The organism is uncultured Shewanella sp., assembly GCF_947501225.1.
GTDB lineage: Bacteria > Pseudomonadota > Gammaproteobacteria > Enterobacterales > Shewanellaceae > Shewanella.
Genome location: NZ_CANMUW010000003.1, coordinates 325,845 through 342,238 on the forward strand (window position 1 = coordinate 325,845; position 16,394 = coordinate 342,238).

A 16,394-nucleotide genomic window follows, 5' to 3' on the forward strand; every position below is an offset into this window, starting at 1 on the left:
AGCGCGTCGATATGAGACAATGATGTTTTAGCTTTTAGAGTCAAGGTGGGGAGCTTTATGGCCTTCACTCTATTTATGCTTTTTGATAACCTGATTTTTTTTGTTGGGCAGGCTTGGAGTAGACATGCTTATTTCTAAAAATTCTTTTGTTGTGAAGGCTGTTTTGGGGTGTTCATTAATGGTTTTAGCCGGTTGTCAAACGACTAACCCCTATAGCAATGAGAGTCAAAATGCCAAGGCTACCAATGGTGCCCTGATAGGGGCCATTGCCGGTGCCGCTATCGGTGTTGCCTCATCGAGCCGCAGCGATCGTGGCAAGGGCGCGTTAATTGGCGCCGCATCGGGTGCCGCACTCGGTGGTGGTATCGGCTATTACATGGATACTCAGGAGGCTGAACTGAGAAAGCAGCTTCAGTCGACCGGTGTCAGTGTGACCCGAAATGGTGACAACATCGTGTTGAATATGCCCAATGAGGTGACCTTTGGCGTGGATCAGACCGACCTCAGTCCAGGCGCTAAAAATGTGCTGAACAGCGTCGCCTTGGTAGCGAAAGAGTACGACCAAACCCAGTTGAACGTGCTTGGTTATACCGACAGTTCAGGGGCTGAGTCATATAACTTAAGACTATCGAAAATTCGTGCTATCGAAGTGGCTAACTACTTAGTGGCGCAGAAGATCGAATACGCCAGAGTGAAATCTGAAGGGCTTGGTGAGTCAGGCCCCATCGCGACCAATGCAACGGCCGAAGGCCGGGCACAAAACCGCAGAGTCGAAATTGTGCTAAGCCCGCTGCCACAGAGCTAAGTCTTCAGCTGAGAGATATGAGAGATAAAAAATATCAGGCTGCCAATTGGCAGCCTTTTTTTACTTGTCCGATAACAAGTTTCAAATATCTTTTTAGATTGGGTTCATCAACCTAGTTTGGTCTTGGATTTACTCCTAGGAAACCATAGCCATACTTGTACCAATTGCTTGCAGCAGGCTAATGTGCAAACACTTCAGTGACACGCCACAAGCACAGTCTGACCGCCATGGATGGTGAGAATGCCGTAAAATGTAGGGAACATTTTCGGCCCTGTGGGCTCTGCGACATCAAGCTGCCTCCGTGCTTAAATGCCAGTTCGGTATCCCTACCTCTCGCTCAGTGAGTTTCACAATGTGAAACTTCGCCCTGATGCCGAAGGTCACTGCCGCGTTTGCACCTGAGTGTTCATCTCTTCGACTTTGGGTGGCTGGTACTTTGTAACTCACTTGTGGACAAAAACGTGTTTCAAGTTGGCCTAGTGAATGTCTGGAAATGGCACAGAATTACCGCCTTTAGCAACTAAATCTCTACTACGTTCTCCCCTGATAGTGATAAAATCTCCGCATCAGAATTACCGAGAAACTCTATGTTTATCCATCATGTTAACGGCATCGACTGGCTGGTGATTACAGCTTTTGAAGAACTGAAAACTATATTTATCGAAGAAGCCGGTGCGATCCCCTTTTGCTTCTCTACCGCCAGCGAATTGAACCTGATTGATCAAGCCAAGCGCACTTATGGATATTTGCCTACACTCAGCGGCGTAATCACCGATACCGGCACTTTTCAAAGCCAGGGTAACGAAGAAGATTTGAACCCACAGCTTGCCTGCCTAGTTGAGGGGCGTGGTCGGGTGTTTATCTATCACGGCGGCTTTGTGGCTTTTGTGGATGACGAGCAAACCTTTATTACCCGAATGGACTGAAAATTATTCAGTAAGTTGAAATCAGCGAATTGGCATCCCTAGCCGTTCATCCGCAAGCGTTTCGTTTATTAACAGGGTGCGAATTGAATGGAGCCGGATCCTAGCTTCAATAAGAAAAGCAATGCTGCGGTTAACTGGCGAGCTATACCCCTAGCAAGGAATGGGGCAGTAGTGAGTTACGAAGCCTAGCAATAAAACCTTAATCGAAGAGACAAAATCCCCCAGTGTAGATGCGGCTGTGACCGTCCGTGACAGGGATATCACGGCCGAGACTATAGGGATATACTCGTGTCGTGTCACAGAAGTATCTGCACATAAGCGAGCCGCAGGCTATTAGTCCATATGAAGGTAAAACCTTCACAAAAACTCTCCAATACCTACTCAGCCAGAAGCTAAACCAGAAAATGTATTCAGCCTTCATTCGAAGGCTAACAAACTTCGTCACAGACCGATCCCCCTAAGCCCTGGATGGACATTTTGTCGCGCACTGGCGTCAGACCGGAGAGCTGACTCTCAGTTCGAAGAGGTCAGCGTAACCGGCTATTGATACACACTTTACCCTGTGGCCTGATAGCGTTTTGGGTTTTAAACGAACAGTGATGATGAAAATTAAAATGAATAAGTGGATAGCAACCACACTGCTATTGACGCCATTGATGGTGAACGGTGCGCCGTTAGAGTTTAGGGCAGCGGGGAGTCTGAAGGCTGCGATGACAGAGCTGATTGGCGAGTATCAGAAGGCGACACCACTCGAGGTCGAGGCTCAATTTGCCCCATCCGGGTTATTGAGAAAGCGTATCGAGCAGGGAGAGCATGTGGATGTGTATGCTTCGGCCAACATGAAGCATCCCTTAGCCTTGAGAGAGGCGGGCAGAGGTGGCCCGGTCGTCATGTTTGCCCGCAACAAACTGTGTGCCATCGCGCAGCCTGAGGTCGCTGTCGATAGCGAGACGCTGCTGGACAGATTGCTTGATCCGAAAGTCAGGGTAGGTACCTCAACTCCCAAAGCCGATCCGGCCGGAGATTACGCGTGGAAGCTGTTCGATAAGGCTGACAAACTCTCACCTGGCGCGACGTCCTTGCTGCAGACAAAAGCACTGCAGCTTACCGGCGGACCGGATAGTGCTAAGGCGCCCAAAGGAAGAAACCCCTATGGCTGGGTGATGGAAAACAAACGCGCCGATATCTTTCTGACCTACTGCACCAATGCCGTGTTAGCACGCAAAGAGGTGCCGGGTCTGCAGATCATCTCTGTGCCTGAGGCGCTATCCGTTGGCGCTAACTACGGTCTGATGGTGCTGAATAAAGAGATGAGCGAAGCGCCGGACTTGGCGATGTATATTCTCTCTGAACAGGGGCAGCAGATCCTGGCAAGCTATGGTTTCGATGTGCCCTTACAGCCTTAAGCCGATGGGCTAGTCTATCTTAGCGGAGTCGAGCCCTGAAGTGTCACTTCAGGGCTCGGGTTTGGGGAGTAATGGTTAATTCAGCAGGAAGAAGGTCGCCAGCCCCAGGAAAGCGAACAGACCGATGACGTCCGTTACTGTGGTGAGCACCATTCCCCCCGCGAGAGCCGGATCTATGTTCATCTTCTTCAGCAGCAGGGGAATACTGGCTCCCGCAAAGCCCGCCACCGTCATGTTAATCAGCATGGCACCACCGATGAGCGCACCGAGCGCGATATCATCTTTCCAGAGCCATATTGCCGCAAAGACTAAGACAGACCAGAGCAGGCCATTGAGGAAGCCGATGGCGAGTTCTTTACCGATCAACCAACGAGAGTTACTCTGACCAACCTGACCCAGCGCTATACCGCGGATCACCAGGGCTAATGTCTGATTTCCGGCTACCCCGCCCATACTAGGCACGATCGTCATCAGAATCGCTATCGTAGCAAACTGCTCCAGTGTGCCCTCGAACATGTTACTCACCGAGGCCGCCAACAGTGCGGCAAAGAGGTTGATGGTCAACCATAGTGACCGCTGCAGTGTACTCTTTACGACCGGGCCGAAGGTATCGACGTCATCATCCATACCCGCCATCCCCATCATGGAGTGCTCGGCATCTTCCCTGATGACGTCGACGACGTCATCGATGGTGATACGGCCGAGCAGGCGATTATCTTCACCGATAACCGGCGCCGAGACCCAGTCATGGCGCTCAAACAGCTGTGCCACTTCGCTGTCAGACATGCCTACCGGTATCCCCTCCAGCTCCGATGCCATGATGTCACGGACCGAGGCGTTGGGATCGCAGGTGAGCAGATCGGCGATTCTGACACCGCCGAGTAAACGGTCGTGTTTGTCGACCACATAGAGGGTATCGGTTGCCTCCGGCAGCTCACCCCTTATTCTCAGGTAGCGCAGGATAACATCTATGTTCACATCGGGGCGCAGGGTGACGGTATCTGTGTTCATGATACTGCCGGCTGTATCATCAGGATATGAGAGCGCCTGTTCGACCCGGGCCCTGTCCTGAATGGTCATCGACTGCAGTACCTGGTTAAATACGCTGTCAGGAAGGCTTCGCAGGATATAGGCGAGATCGTCGGTATCCATGCCAGCCGCCGCCTTTGCGACTCGCTCAGGACTCATCTGCTTGATGAGGCTGTCTTTAAGCTCTTCACCCAGTTCATCGAGGATCTCACCGGTATGATCCTGATCTATGAGTTGCCACAAGACTTGACGGGTTCTGGGCGGAGAAGACTCTAGGATTAGAGCGACGTCAGAGGCGGCCATATCATGAAGCATATTTCTTACATGAACGAACATACCGCTGCCAAGGGCTTGGGTCAGCTGGTTTAAACGTTGGTCTGTTAGTTCGTTGTCGAGTACTTCAATCGGCATCGCTTATCCCCCCTCAGAGTGTGAAATTGGTAGTTTGTTGTTTGTGAACAGGAGAGTAAGTCAGATGCTTAGTCAGTTCTGCTTGTTGTAGAGCCGAGTATACTCAGCTTATTAACTCACCTCATCAAATTTTGCATTAATGAGGGCGCAGATGGCATTGAGTGCCGCATCTGCATCTTTACCTTCCGCGAGAAGGGTGATGGTTTTCCCCATGCCGGTTTCCAGCATGAGTAATCCTAGCACACTTGCTGCTGAGGCTTTTTTATCACCTTGTATTATCGTGACCTGAGCATCGAACTCAGATGCAAGAATGGCAAGCTTTGTGGCTGCCCGGGCGTGTAAGCCTAACTTGTTACAGATGGTGACCCGACGTTCCAGTTTAGGCATTGCTCAATTCACGATGGCGAGCCTTAACCATATGCTTGCTGTTACCGAATAGTTTCGCTAACTGGTCGGTGACATAGACAGATCTATGCTGGCCACCGGTACAACCTATGGCGATAGTCAGGTAGCTGCGGTTGTTGCGTTCCAGGTGGGGCAGCCAGGTTTCCAACAGGTTTTCAATCTGCCAGATAAATTTGTTAACCAATGGCTGCTGGCTCAAAAACAGCTGTACCGGCTCATCGAGGCCCGTCATGGGTCTGAGATCCGGCTCCCAATGAGGGTTGGGCAGGAAGCGAACATCGAACATGAAGTCGGCTTCGGCAGGCATGCCGTATTTGAAGCCGAAAGACTCGAAATTAATCACAAGCTCTTTATCGACCGTACCCAACAGGATTTCTCGGACCTTATTACTCAGGTCATAGATATTGAGGTTCGAGGTGTCGATATAGTGATCTACCAACTTAGAAACAGGTTCCAGCAGTAGCCTTTCATGTTCGATCGCCTCCTTCAACGAGGTCTTGCTTCGCGATAACGGGTGGAGACGACGGGTCTCGCTGTAGCGTTTAAGCAGGACTTCATCGGTGGAGTTGAGGAAGAAACTTAGCAGCTCAGTATCGGCAGGCAGGTTAGATAGCTGCTTCTCCAGCTCCTTCTCCTGCTCGGGCATGTTGCGCACATCCACACTGATCGCGACAAGTTCATTACTCCCCTTAAGCTGGTCGAGCAATGAGTCCATGAGCGGCAGAGGCAGGTTATCGACACAATAGTATCCAAGGTCCTCTAGAACCCTAAGGGCGACAGATTTTCCTGATCCGGAACGACCGGATACCATAACCAATTTCATTGAGTAATTACCTGATAGAGTTCTGATTCATCATGTGTTTTTCGTAACTGCTTTACTATCTGTTTATCATTGAGTTTCTCTGCCATTGATGACAGGGTGCTCAAATGTTGCTCGCATTGATCTGCAGGCACTAACAGGGCAAATAGTATATCTACCGGTTGCTTATCGATGGCGTCGAAGGATATGGGAGCCTCGCACTTAATCAGTACGGCAACTGGTTGAGTTATATTGGTCAGTCTTCCATGAGGAATTGCTATACCGTTACCTATTCCCGTGCTGCCCATCTTCTCTCTGGCCAAGAGGCTTTCAAATATCTCTTGAGAGGTAAGGGTTGGGTACTGGACAGCGGCGAGATCGCTGATGAGTTCCAGTACCTTTTTCTTACTGCCCGGAGTGGCGCAGGTTGTGCACTCCGGCTGCAGGATCTTACTTAGTTCCATCGTTAGTGTTTTGTCAGCTTCTCTTTATGTTTAATTACCTGACGATCCAGCTTGTCTATCAGGGAGTCAATTGCGGCATACATGTCCGCATTTTCAGAAGTTGCAAAGACCTCACCACCGGAAAGATGGAGCTTCGCTTCCGCTTTTTGCTGCATTTTCTGAACATTTAAAATAACGTGCACATTATTGATCTGATCGAAATGCCGTTCAAGTTTAGTAAACTTTTCTTCAACGTATCGACGCAGCGATGTTGTAATTTCAATGTGGTGCCCAGTTAGGTTTATTTGCATAGAAATACTCCTCCGTTTCCGATTGTGTTATGTAAACTTAATTTAGCTTTGATCTCAATAACGTTTTATAAGCTCTTACGTTGGTTCGATGGGGGGATAAGCATGGCTTCACGATATTTGGCAATAGTACGCCTCGCGACCTTGATCCCCTGTTCACCCAGTAGAGTCGCCATCTTGCTATCGCTCAAGGGCTTCTTCTGGTTCTCTGCTGCAACCAGCTTCTTAATGAAAGCGCGTATCGCTGTCGACGAACACTCCCCTCCATCGTCGGTACCGACATGGCTGGAGAAGAAATACTTCAACTCAAATATCCCTCTGGGAGTATGCATATATTTCTGTGTAGTGACGCGGGAGATGGTCGACTCATGCATCTCAACTGCTTCGGCGATATCATTGAGCACCATAGGTTTCATCGCCTCTTCACCATATTCAAAGAAGCCTTGCTGAAACTTGACTATGCAGTTGGATACCTTGAGCAGGGTTTCGTTGCGGCTCTCCAGACTCTTGATAAACCACTTAGCTTCCTGCAGGTGACCACGAATGTATTGTCCGTCGGCCTGATTCTTGGTGCTTTTAGCCATAGATGCATAGTGCTGATTAACATTGATCTTGGGCATGTAATCCGGGTTTAATTCGACGACCCATCTGCCTTTCTGCTTTGTCACCGTCACATCCGGAATAACATACTCATCGCGACCCGGGGTAATAGCCAGGCCCGGACGAGGGTTGAGAGTCTGGATCAGTGCGATCGCCTCTCTGAGATCATCCTCTTTTAACTTCGTCTTGCGCATCAACAGGCGGAAGTCACGTCCGGCGATGAGATCCAGATGCTCCTTGATCAACAGTCGTGCATTGTCGATATGTGGCGTTGTATCGGCGTATTGAGCGAGCTGAATAGAGAGGCACTCACTGAGATCTCTGGCGGCAATGCCGATAGGATCGAAGTGCTGCACTCGCTTGAGTACGGCCTCAATCTCATCGAGCTCAATTTCCGGATCGCCCATGGCCTCCAGAATGTCATCGACGCTCTGAGTCAGGTATCCACGTTCGTCGATGGCATCGATGATCGCTGTGGCTATTGCAAGGTCATTATCGGAGAAGGGGGTGAGATTTTTTTGCCATTCAAGGTGTTCATACAGGCCTTCACTTGTTTCTCCCTGAAAAGGCATGTCATCGTCGCGCATAGCCCCGGAGCTGGAGTTAGGGGTCGCCGTGTAGACCTCATCCCAGGTGGTGTCCACGGGAAGCTCTTCCGGCATGGAGTCCTGGGTAAGCGCGTCCGATGTTTCTATAGCTGAGTTATCCTGAGCGGTTTCTGTTTCGCTATCAGTGTCGGCCGTGGCGCTGTATTCAGGCTCATCATTGGTTTTGCTATCATTGCTGACGGGCTCTGCATCGACTTGCTCTTCATCCAGCTCCAGTAATGGATTGGAATCTAATGCTTGTTGGATCTCTTGTTGCAGTTCCAGCGACGAAAGCTGCAGTAGGCGTATTGCCTGTTGCAGCTGTGGTGTCATGGTTAACTGCTGACCCATTTTGAGCTGGAGTGACGCTTTCATTTACCGCTATTCCCTTCTTTTGTAATTATAAAATGAGAAAGCCTGCTAAATATTTTTTGGGGATTTCTCTGATCCCTTAACTCATCACCTTTAAGGGAGTATTGACTGAACAACGACTCGAAAAGTGATCCCATAGATTAACTATAGCTTGAATTGTTCACCTAAGTACACAGCACGCACTTGTTGATTGTCTAAGATTTCAGCCGGGGTGCCTTCGGCGATTAAGTTTCCGTGACTCACAATATAGGCATGCTCACAAACGTCTAATGTTTCCCGTACGTTGTGGTCTGTGATCAATACACCCAGGCCCCGACTCTTGAGTTGCAGGATGATCTTCTTAATATCGATAACCGAAATCGGGTCAACACCCGCAAAGGGTTCATCGAGCAGGATAAATTTGGGGTTGGCTGCTAATGCCCGGGCTATCTCCACACGCCGGCGCTCACCACCTGATAACGCCATCCCCTGACTGTCACGGATATGGGTGATATGAAACTCTTCCAGCAGATGTTCGAGCTGCTCTTCTCGCTCATTGTTACTCATCTCTGAGCGGGTCTGTAACACTGCCATTATGTTATCTCTGACCGAGAGCTTGCGGAAAATGCTGGCCTCCTGCGGCAGGTAGCCTATCCCTTTTCGGGCGCGCAGGTGCATTGGGTCCAGGGTCAGGTCATCTTCATCGATAAAGATACGCCCCTTATCACTCTGCACTAAGCCTACTACCATATAGAAGGTGGTTGTCTTGCCGGCACCATTGGGGCCCAAAAGACCGACAATTTGACCGGTTTTGACCGAGAGACTGACATCCTGTACTACGGCACGACTCTTATAACTCTTGGCAAGGTTAACGGCCTTTAGCGTCATCTCGCTCATTTTTGCTCCTGCTTAGTTGCCGGTTGCGTTGCTTGAATCTCTTCATTGACCTTGGTCTCATCGACCGGAGGCTCAGGTTCAGGCTGTGGTTCAGGTTTTGTCTCTTCCTGATAGTTTTCAGGCTGGATGATGGTGATCACTCTGTCACTGCCGGTACTTTCTGCTATCAACTGCTGCTTAGCTATGTTGTAGCGGATCTGATTACCCGTTACCTGACTGCCGTCTTGCTCCAGTGTGGCCTCGCCTATGAGGGTCAGGGTTCGGCTGGAGAGTTCGTAGCGGATCTCTTTGGCACTGGCGGATGCCGGGCGGCCATCTTCCATGATTTGTGAATAGGTGGCTGGGCTCCCTGTGGCTACCAATATCTTTCCGCCACCCTCCTCTTTAGTGAAAGCCCTGAGCTCGTCGGCCAGGATCTTAACCGAGCCCTGGGTGACCTCTACCGGGCCATTGAAGATGATCTGGTTGTTTTTAATATCCGCTTCCTGGCTCGCGGCTGTAATTTTCACTTCCTGTTTCAGGTCGTCCAGCTTGGCCATACCACTAAAACTGATCAGTGATAATAAAACGATGATGGCTAGATTATTTTGCTTCATATATTCCTTCAACCTGACTGGTTAATTGCACGCTCTGAGCATTAAGGTCTGCGTAGAGCCCAACGCCTTTAATCATAAAGTCGTTGCCTGTGACGTAGATGTCACGGTCTGATGTCATGATCATGGTATTGAGATCTAACTCCAGGTAAGTTGTTTTGATTGTCTGTACTGGCTCTTCCGGGCTGATAGAGTCAATAATAACATCCTTCTCGAGAATCACTTTACCCGAATTTTTGTTTAGTGTTCCCTGAGACGACTGGAGGCGCCATTGAGCCTGCCCATTATCAGGGTAGACCAGATATATTGGCTGAGTGAAGTAGGTCATATTGGCCTCTTCAAAGTGCTCCATATGGGTCGCAGTTACCCGGCTGTTGACCAAGCCTAACTCATTATACTCTACGCTTCGCAGATTATCGGCGACATAGTCCGGCTTGAGTGTGGCGTCTATCGCCACCTCTTCATCGCCTCTTTTAGATTGCACCTGCCAGTAAAGCAGCAGAGCAGTGCCAAAGAAGGCAATAATGGCCAAGGTCACTCTATTCATATACTCATTCCATGAGCGGTTTCAAACTTATCCTGACTGAGCAACAGCAGGTCTGTCAATTCGCGCAGGGCACCATGGCCGCCACGAATATGGGTGGTGAAGTCGACATGCTGCTTAACATATGGATGGCCATCGGCGACACAAACAGATAAGCCAACCTGCTTCATAACCGGAAGGTCGACCATATCATCACCTATGTAGGCGACCTGTTGTGGTGTCACATTATAAAGAGACAGTAGCTCCCTGTAAGGCACCATCTTGTCATCTACACCCTGGTAGATATGGGTGACGCCCAGCGCCGTCATACGATCTTCGACTATCTGGGATTTACGTCCGGTGATGATGGCGACAGGAATATCGCTGGTTAACAGGGATCTCACACCGTACCCGTCTCGGGTGTGAAAGGTTTTTAACTCTTCACCGCCGTTGCTCATATAAACCAGTCCATCGGAGAAGACACCATCAACATCACAGATGAGTAACTTGATTTTTTTTGCTTTTTGCCAAACATCATCACTGATGGGACCGTAAAAACCTTGATGTGACATGTTAAGCGCCTCCCGCTTTAAATGTGCCTGAATTTTTAAACCTGCAGTAATACAGTGTTTGACGTACCAAACCTAGCGCAGCCACGGCTAGATCACTCCCGCTTTCACCATATCAAGCATATTCAATGCACCGATCGGCTGTTGCTGTTCATCGATCACAATTAATCCGTTAATGTCTTTCTCTTCCATCACCTTCAATGCCTGGGCGGCTAAGATGTTGTCTGATACCGTGACACAGCCCCGGCTCATCACATCACTTATCGAGGTCTTTCTGAGATTCACTTCCGCGTCGATAACCCTGCGCAGATCGCCATCGGTAAAGATGCCGACCAATTTACTCTTCTCATCGACTACGGCCGTCATTCCCAGCCCCTTCTTTGAGATCTCATAGAGTGCATCTGTGATACAGATATTATGGCTGACCAGAGGAAGCTCGGAACCTTTATGCATAACATCGCTGACTTTTAGCAGCAGTTTTCGTCCCAGGCTGCCACCGGGATGGGAGAGGGCGAAGTCATCTTTGGTGAACCCGCGGGCTTGTAGCAGTGCGACGGCCAGTGCGTCTCCCATGACCAAGGTGGCTGTGGTGCTGGAGGTCGGTGCCAGCCCTAAGGGACAGGCCTCCTCCGGCACTTCGATGCACAGGTGAACGATGGATAACTTGGCCATATTCGATTCGGGTTTACCGGTAACGGCAATGACAGGAAGCCCCATACGTTTGATCACCGGCATCAGGGTCAGAATTTCGCTGGCTTCTCCCGAATTCGAGATAGCTAAGATGATATCATTTTCACTCAAAACGCCCAGATCGCCATGGCTCGCTTCACCCGGATGGACGAAGAAAGCGGGGGTGCCTGTGCTGGCCAGGGTGGCCGAGATCTTGTTACCGATATGACCGGACTTACCCATTCCCATCACTATGACCTTGCCGGTACACTCGAGAATTAACTGGCACGCATGGGCAAACTCGGTCGAATCCACATATTGATATAAGTTGTCGAGGGCATTTCTCTCGATATCGATAACATTTCTGCCCCATTGGCGTAATTGAGCTTTTTCTACCATTTTGATCTCTCTGTTTATTCAGCTTAACCCCTTTCGGGGTTATGCAAGAAAAAGGACTAACTGGTACACAATAAAAGTACTAAGTAAAACAACACCATGCCAAGGTTTTAGCTGGCGAACACGCCCGCTAAGTAGTATGAGAATGGCCAAAGCGCTGCTGGTTGCGAGTACCATATAAAAATCACGTGTGCTGGCGGCGGTATCGACCTCTCCCGGTGCGATCATGCCGGGTAATGCCAGTACGGCGAGGATGTTGAATAGGTTTGAGCCTACGATATTACCTATGGCAAGATCGTCCTCTTTCTTGAGTACTCCGGCCACACAGGCTGCAAGCTCAGGCAAACTGGTGCCGATAGCGATAATTGTCAGGCCTATAACAAGATCCGAAAGTTGATAGGCTTTGGCTATTCCGACGGCCCCCTGAACCATCCAGTCTGCCGAAAGAGGCAGTAAAACGATACCTACGATCAGCCAGAGCACAGCTTTATATGTCGGAACGCCTTTAGGGATCTCGTCGTCGGCCTCATCTTCCAGAGGATCATGGTTTTTATTGGTTAATCCATGCCAGATAAGATATCCCATGAGGGTCAGAAACAGTCCCATCAGCATGAAGCCTTCGACACGACTGAGAAAACCGTCATGGAGGAAGTAACCGACGATAACGGTCGCGCCCAGCATCATAGGAATTTCACGCAGCAGGGTTTGCGAGCTGACAGAGATAGCCCCCAACAGTGCCGTAACACCTAAAATAAGCGTGATATTGGCGATATTAGACCCCAATACATTGCCTATCGCTGTGTCTGTCATCCCCTCCAGGGATGCCGTTGCAGCAACAAACATCTCAGGGGCTGAACTGCCCATCGCGACTATGGTTAACCCTATGAGCATAGGGGGGAGTCCGAGATTTCTGGCGAAGGCTGCTGCACCATAGACAAACTTGTCAGCACTCCACACCAGGGCACCCAATCCAGCGATAAGCATGAAAATATTAAATAACATCAAATTATATTCTAAAGATAGTCTGACGCGCATTTTCGCCGGAAATGAGCAAAATTGAAAGTATTGAGGCAAGATAGTGTCGATTCAGTTGTGCCGAATAGGGCAATTACGTACAATTTGTCTCTTTTCTCTCGCCGGACTTTTCAATTTTATGGAGTGCGCGCGATATGGGGTCATAAAGTCGATATCAGCGAAGCCGCTTGGGTTTCTCTGCCTGTCGTCTGTCTGACGCGTCGTCTTCTCACCCGTTGTTATTGATGGAAGTGAAATGAATCAAAAGGTGTCAATTGAGCCGAAATCATTAGTCGAGATCCGGAATCTTAATTTTAGCCGGGGCGAACATCTGATTTTTGATGATATCAGCCTGTCGATTCCCAAGGGCAAGGTTACCGCGATCATGGGACCCAGTGGGATAGGCAAAACGACACTGTTGAAATTGATGGGGGGGCAGCTGATACCTGACTCCGGAACTGTGTTATTCGATGGCGAAGATGTGCATTTATGTCCCAGGGAACGGTTATTTTCGATACGCAAACGAATGAGCATGTTGTTTCAAAGCGGCGCCCTCTTTACCGACATGAATGTGTTCGACAATGTGGCATTTGCCTTGAGAGAGCACTCGGGCTTATCTGAAAAAATTATCAGACGAATAGTGCTGATGAAGCTTGAGGCAGTTGGACTCAGGGGCACCGCATCTATGATGCCCAGTGAACTCTCCGGAGGAATGCAACGCAGGGCGGCCTTGGCAAGAGCGATAGCGCTTGAACCTGAGATGGTGATGTATGATGAACCCTTTGCCGGGCAGGATCCTGTATCTATGGGGGTGTTGGTTAAGTTGATTCGGGAACTGTCAGATGCACTTGCGCTCACCTCCGTGGTGATATCTCATGATGTGCAGGAGGTCCTGAGCATCGCCGATTATGTCTATGTGATGGCCGATAAACGGATCATCGCACATGGGACTCCCGCAGAGTTAAAAGTTGCAGAAAACCCAAAGCTTAAGCAATTTATAGGTGGAGAGCCGGATGGACCTGTGCCATTCCATTATCCTGCCAGAGATTATCAGAAGGAGTTGTTGGGATAGATATGATGGAGTTAATCCTGTGTGCGGCATCTATCACTCGAGGTCGTGGTATATGACTATGATTAATCAATTAGCGGCCCTTGGTCGCTACACCATAGATTTTGTTATCGGCTTGGGGCGCGCCGGCTTAATGCTATGGGGGGCGATAGCACGTAAACCCAGGCTAAAAGGCTTTCCCCTGTTTGTCAGACAGTTATACATTGTCGGCGTGCAATCTATGGTGCTGATTTTTGTCTCCGGCCTGTTTATCGGCATGGTGTTAGCGCTTCAGGGCTATAACATCTTAGTCGGTTTTGGTACCGAGGAGAGCCTGGGACCTATGGTGGCCCTGAGTCTGCTCAGAGAGCTTGGCCCTGTGGTTACGGCGCTGCTGTTTGCCGGCCGGGCCGGTTCGGCGCTCACAGCCGAAATCGGGCTGATGAAGAGCACCGAGCAGTTATCCAGCCTGGAGATGATGGCCATCGATCCTTTGAGGCAGATAATTGCACCCAGGTTTTGGGCCGGTGTGGTGAGTCTGCCTCTGCTTGCCCTGATCTTTACCGCAGTGGGGATCTATGGCGGGCATATGGTCGGCGTTGAGTGGAAAGGGATAGATAGCGGCAGTTTCTGGTCGATTCTTCAGGCGTCTGTCGAATGGAGAGAGGATATCGTTAACTGCCTGATTAAGAGTCTGGTGTTTGCCGTTGTAGTGACCTGGATCGCCCTGTATCGGGGCTATCAAGTGATCCCTAATCCGGAGGGGATCAGTAAGGCAACAACGCAAACTGTTGTTCAGTCCAGTCTGGCCGTGTTGGCGCTGGACTTCCTGCTGACAGCGCTGATGTTTGGTCGTTAATGGATGAGCATGGATATCGGACGATATCCAAACATAGAGTGGAAGTGAGAGTATGTTAACTCGTAGAATTGAAGTTTTAGTGGGGCTGTTCCTGATATCGGGATTCGCCGCATTTTTAGTATTGGTGTTTAATGTTGCTAATGTTGAAGTAAAGACGGGTAATAGTAGCTATACCCTCTATGCCAAATTCAGCAATATTGGAGGCTTGAAGGTTCGCTCACCGGTTAAAGTCGGTGGTGTGGTTGTAGGAAGGGTGAGTGCCATCACACTCGATTCGTCAGAGCTGGTGCCGGTCGTCGAACTCTCTATGGATAAGGAGTTTAACCAATTTCCTGAGACCAGTAGCTTGTCTATCTTGACCTCAGGCTTGTTGGGTGAGCAGTTTTTGGGGCTGACGCCCGGTTTCGTGGATGAGGATATTGCCATGCTGGCCGACGGTGATCGTATCGATGATACGCATTCGGCACTGGTATTGGAGGATTTGATCGGTCAGTTCCTCTATAGCACCTCCTCAAAGGATTAAGAGATGAGAATGTATAAGCATATTATTAAATTCGGAGCCTCAGTTTTGCTGCTGATTTCTAGTGTCGGCGCCCATAGTGAAGCTGTCGAAGTGAACACCATGGATCCCTATGATATGGTGGAAACTGTTGCAAATAATACTTTTGACAGATTTCATCATGATATTGACATAATTAAGTCCAATCCTGACCACCTTAAGGTGATAGTCTCGGATGAGTTGATGCCTTATATCGATTATAAGTATGCTTCTTATAAGGTTATGGGCTCTTACTTAAAGAAGACTACAAAAGATCAGAGGGAGCGTTTCGTCACGGCGTTTCAGGGGTATTTAATCTCTACCTATGCCCAAGCGTTTACTGAGTATACAGATCAGAAGGTCAGGTTTGCTCCTCCTTCGGATTTCACCCATGAAAAGATGGTGAATGTGAATGTGCAGATAATTGAGCCGGGACGTCCTCCTATCAAGCTGCAGTTCAGGGTTCGCCGTCTCAAAGATGATAGCTGGAAGGCGTTCGATCTTGTGGCTGAAGGTGTGAGTCTGTTGGCATCGAAGAGCTCTGAAATTTCAAACCTGATTCGTCAGAAGGGGATAGATAGTGTGATTCTCGATCTGGAGGAACGCACTAAGGGGCATATTATTCGTGACCCTAAAGGGAAAAAGGTCTAAGTGGCAGATTTTATTGAAGATGGCGCAGTGTGCCGGGTAAGCGGTCGCCTGTCTCAAACTGAAGTTTTGCAACTTTGGAGTGAGAGAAGCACCCTGTTGAGCAAAGGTGTTCAAGTTATTGACCTGTCGGCACTCTCTTATAGCGATAGTGCCGGCGTCGCCTTTCTTCTGGAGCTGGTTAGCCTGGCTCGGGCTGATAACAGGAAGCTTGTGCTGAGCTCGCCATCGACTCAATTATTAAAATTGATCGGTTTATATGATTTAGAACTCTTCTTCCGCGAAGAGGCAGAACAAGGTAGATAGAACCATGGATTGCAAAGAGATAGAACAAACTTTATTAGACGCACTTTCTCTGGATGAAGTGCATGTTACCCAGGATGGGACTCATTACAAGATTGTTGCCGTCGGCGAGTGTTTCGATGGTATGGGCAGGGTGAAGCAACAACAAACCATATACGGGCCTCTGATGGAGCGTATTACCAGTGGTGAGCTTCATGCTTTGACTATTAATGCTTTTACGCCGACTCAATGGAAGCGTGAAAAAGTATTCAACATGTAAACTGAGAT

At 49.3% G+C, this 16,394-nt stretch carries 21 protein-coding genes; 9 read left to right on the forward strand and 12 right to left on the reverse strand.

What is annotated here, in order from left to right:
* Window positions 1-124 precede the first annotated feature (124 nt).
* The 3 genes from Q1B47_RS06970 (at window position 125) to Q1B47_RS06980 (ending at window position 3,137) form a co-directional block, all read left to right on the forward strand.
* On the forward strand, window positions 125-805 hold the full coding sequence (locus Q1B47_RS06970) for an OmpA family protein (protein ID WP_299790757.1): 681 nt from the start codon (window positions 125-127) through the stop codon (window positions 803-805).
* Window positions 806-1,392: 587 nt separating this feature from the next.
* Entirely contained in the window at window positions 1,393-1,731 is a 339-nt protein-coding gene (locus Q1B47_RS06975) for a cytosolic protein (protein ID WP_299790760.1), read from the forward strand.
* Window positions 1,732-2,345: 614 nt separating this feature from the next.
* Window positions 2,346-3,137, forward strand: coding sequence for a molybdate ABC transporter substrate-binding protein (locus tag Q1B47_RS06980; RefSeq protein WP_299790993.1), 792 nt, complete (start codon window positions 2,346-2,348; stop codon window positions 3,135-3,137).
* A gap of 75 nt (window positions 3,138-3,212) precedes the next feature.
* Here the strand turns inward: Q1B47_RS06980 and mgtE are convergent, their stop codons facing one another.
* From mgtE to Q1B47_RS07040, 12 genes are all read right to left on the reverse strand, one after another.
* Window positions 3,213-4,577: a magnesium transporter gene (gene mgtE / locus Q1B47_RS06985; RefSeq protein WP_299790763.1), complete on the reverse strand. Its 1,365-nt coding sequence runs from the start codon at window positions 4,575-4,577 to the stop codon at window positions 3,213-3,215.
* Between the two features lie 111 nt (window positions 4,578-4,688).
* Window positions 4,689-4,964, reverse strand: coding sequence for an HPr family phosphocarrier protein (locus tag Q1B47_RS06990; RefSeq protein WP_299790766.1), 276 nt, complete (start codon window positions 4,962-4,964; stop codon window positions 4,689-4,691).
* Window positions 4,957-5,805 carry an RNase adapter RapZ gene (rapZ, locus tag Q1B47_RS06995; protein WP_299790769.1) on the reverse strand — a complete coding sequence of 283 codons (849 nt, stop codon included), beginning with the start codon at window positions 5,803-5,805 and terminating at the stop codon, window positions 4,957-4,959. Before rapZ ends, Q1B47_RS06990 begins: the two co-directional genes overlap by 8 nt.
* Window positions 5,802-6,245 carry a PTS IIA-like nitrogen regulatory protein PtsN gene (ptsN, locus tag Q1B47_RS07000; protein ID WP_299790772.1) on the reverse strand — a complete coding sequence of 148 codons (444 nt, stop codon included), beginning with the start codon at window positions 6,243-6,245 and terminating at the stop codon, window positions 5,802-5,804. The genes rapZ and ptsN overlap by 4 nt, the downstream gene beginning before the upstream one ends.
* 2 nt (window positions 6,246-6,247) lie before the next feature.
* Window positions 6,248-6,535: a ribosome hibernation promoting factor gene (gene hpf / locus Q1B47_RS07005; protein WP_299790775.1), complete on the reverse strand. Its 288-nt coding sequence runs from the start codon at window positions 6,533-6,535 to the stop codon at window positions 6,248-6,250.
* Window positions 6,536-6,600: 65 nt separating this feature from the next.
* The gene (locus Q1B47_RS07010) at window positions 6,601-8,094 is read right to left on the reverse strand and encodes an RNA polymerase factor sigma-54 (protein ID WP_299790778.1); all 1,494 of its coding nucleotides are present in this window, start codon (window positions 8,092-8,094) and stop codon (window positions 6,601-6,603) included.
* Window positions 8,095-8,235: 141 nt separating this feature from the next.
* Window positions 8,236-8,967: an LPS export ABC transporter ATP-binding protein gene (gene lptB / locus Q1B47_RS07015; RefSeq protein WP_299790781.1), complete on the reverse strand. Its 732-nt coding sequence runs from the start codon at window positions 8,965-8,967 to the stop codon at window positions 8,236-8,238.
* Window positions 8,964-9,563, reverse strand: coding sequence for a lipopolysaccharide transport periplasmic protein LptA (gene lptA / locus Q1B47_RS07020; RefSeq protein ID WP_299790783.1), 600 nt, complete (start codon window positions 9,561-9,563; stop codon window positions 8,964-8,966). Before lptA ends, lptB begins: the two co-directional genes overlap by 4 nt.
* On the reverse strand, window positions 9,550-10,107 hold the full coding sequence (gene lptC / locus Q1B47_RS07025; RefSeq protein WP_299790786.1) for an LPS export ABC transporter periplasmic protein LptC: 558 nt from the start codon (window positions 10,105-10,107) through the stop codon (window positions 9,550-9,552). Before lptC ends, lptA begins: the two co-directional genes overlap by 14 nt.
* Complete coding sequence (kdsC, locus tag Q1B47_RS07030; protein ID WP_299790790.1) at window positions 10,104-10,655, reverse strand: 3-deoxy-manno-octulosonate-8-phosphatase KdsC; 552 nt, start codon at window positions 10,653-10,655, stop codon at window positions 10,104-10,106. Before kdsC ends, lptC begins: the two co-directional genes overlap by 4 nt.
* Window positions 10,656-10,742: 87 nt before the next feature.
* Window positions 10,743-11,720, reverse strand: a complete 978-nt coding sequence (locus tag Q1B47_RS07035) for a KpsF/GutQ family sugar-phosphate isomerase (protein ID WP_299790793.1) — start codon at window positions 11,718-11,720, stop codon at window positions 10,743-10,745.
* A 39-nt stretch (window positions 11,721-11,759) separates the two neighbouring features.
* On the reverse strand, window positions 11,760-12,719 hold the full coding sequence (locus Q1B47_RS07040; protein ID WP_299790796.1) for a calcium/sodium antiporter: 960 nt from the start codon (window positions 12,717-12,719) through the stop codon (window positions 11,760-11,762).
* Between the two features lie 268 nt (window positions 12,720-12,987).
* Here Q1B47_RS07040 and Q1B47_RS07045 point away from each other — a divergent pair, with 268 nt between their 5' ends.
* The 6 genes from Q1B47_RS07045 to Q1B47_RS07070 are packed head-to-tail and all read left to right on the forward strand — an operon-like array spanning window position 12,988 to window position 16,386.
* The gene (locus tag Q1B47_RS07045; RefSeq protein WP_299790799.1) at window positions 12,988-13,803 is read left to right on the forward strand and encodes an ATP-binding cassette domain-containing protein; all 816 of its coding nucleotides are present in this window, start codon (window positions 12,988-12,990) and stop codon (window positions 13,801-13,803) included.
* A 52-nt stretch (window positions 13,804-13,855) separates the two neighbouring features.
* On the forward strand, window positions 13,856-14,638 hold the full coding sequence (mlaE, locus tag Q1B47_RS07050) for a lipid asymmetry maintenance ABC transporter permease subunit MlaE (protein WP_299790802.1): 783 nt from the start codon (window positions 13,856-13,858) through the stop codon (window positions 14,636-14,638).
* A 52-nt stretch (window positions 14,639-14,690) separates the two neighbouring features.
* Window positions 14,691-15,161 carry an outer membrane lipid asymmetry maintenance protein MlaD gene (gene mlaD, locus Q1B47_RS07055; RefSeq protein ID WP_299790805.1) on the forward strand — a complete coding sequence of 157 codons (471 nt, stop codon included), beginning with the start codon at window positions 14,691-14,693 and terminating at the stop codon, window positions 15,159-15,161.
* 9 nt (window positions 15,162-15,170) lie between these two features.
* Complete coding sequence (locus tag Q1B47_RS07060) at window positions 15,171-15,827, forward strand: phospholipid-binding protein MlaC (protein ID WP_299790996.1); 657 nt, start codon at window positions 15,171-15,173, stop codon at window positions 15,825-15,827.
* Window positions 15,828-16,130, forward strand: coding sequence for an STAS domain-containing protein (locus Q1B47_RS07065; protein ID WP_299790808.1), 303 nt, complete (start codon window positions 15,828-15,830; stop codon window positions 16,128-16,130).
* 4 nt (window positions 16,131-16,134) lie between these two features.
* Complete coding sequence (locus Q1B47_RS07070) at window positions 16,135-16,386, forward strand: BolA family protein (RefSeq protein ID WP_299790811.1); 252 nt, start codon at window positions 16,135-16,137, stop codon at window positions 16,384-16,386.
* Window positions 16,387-16,394 lie beyond the last annotated feature (8 nt).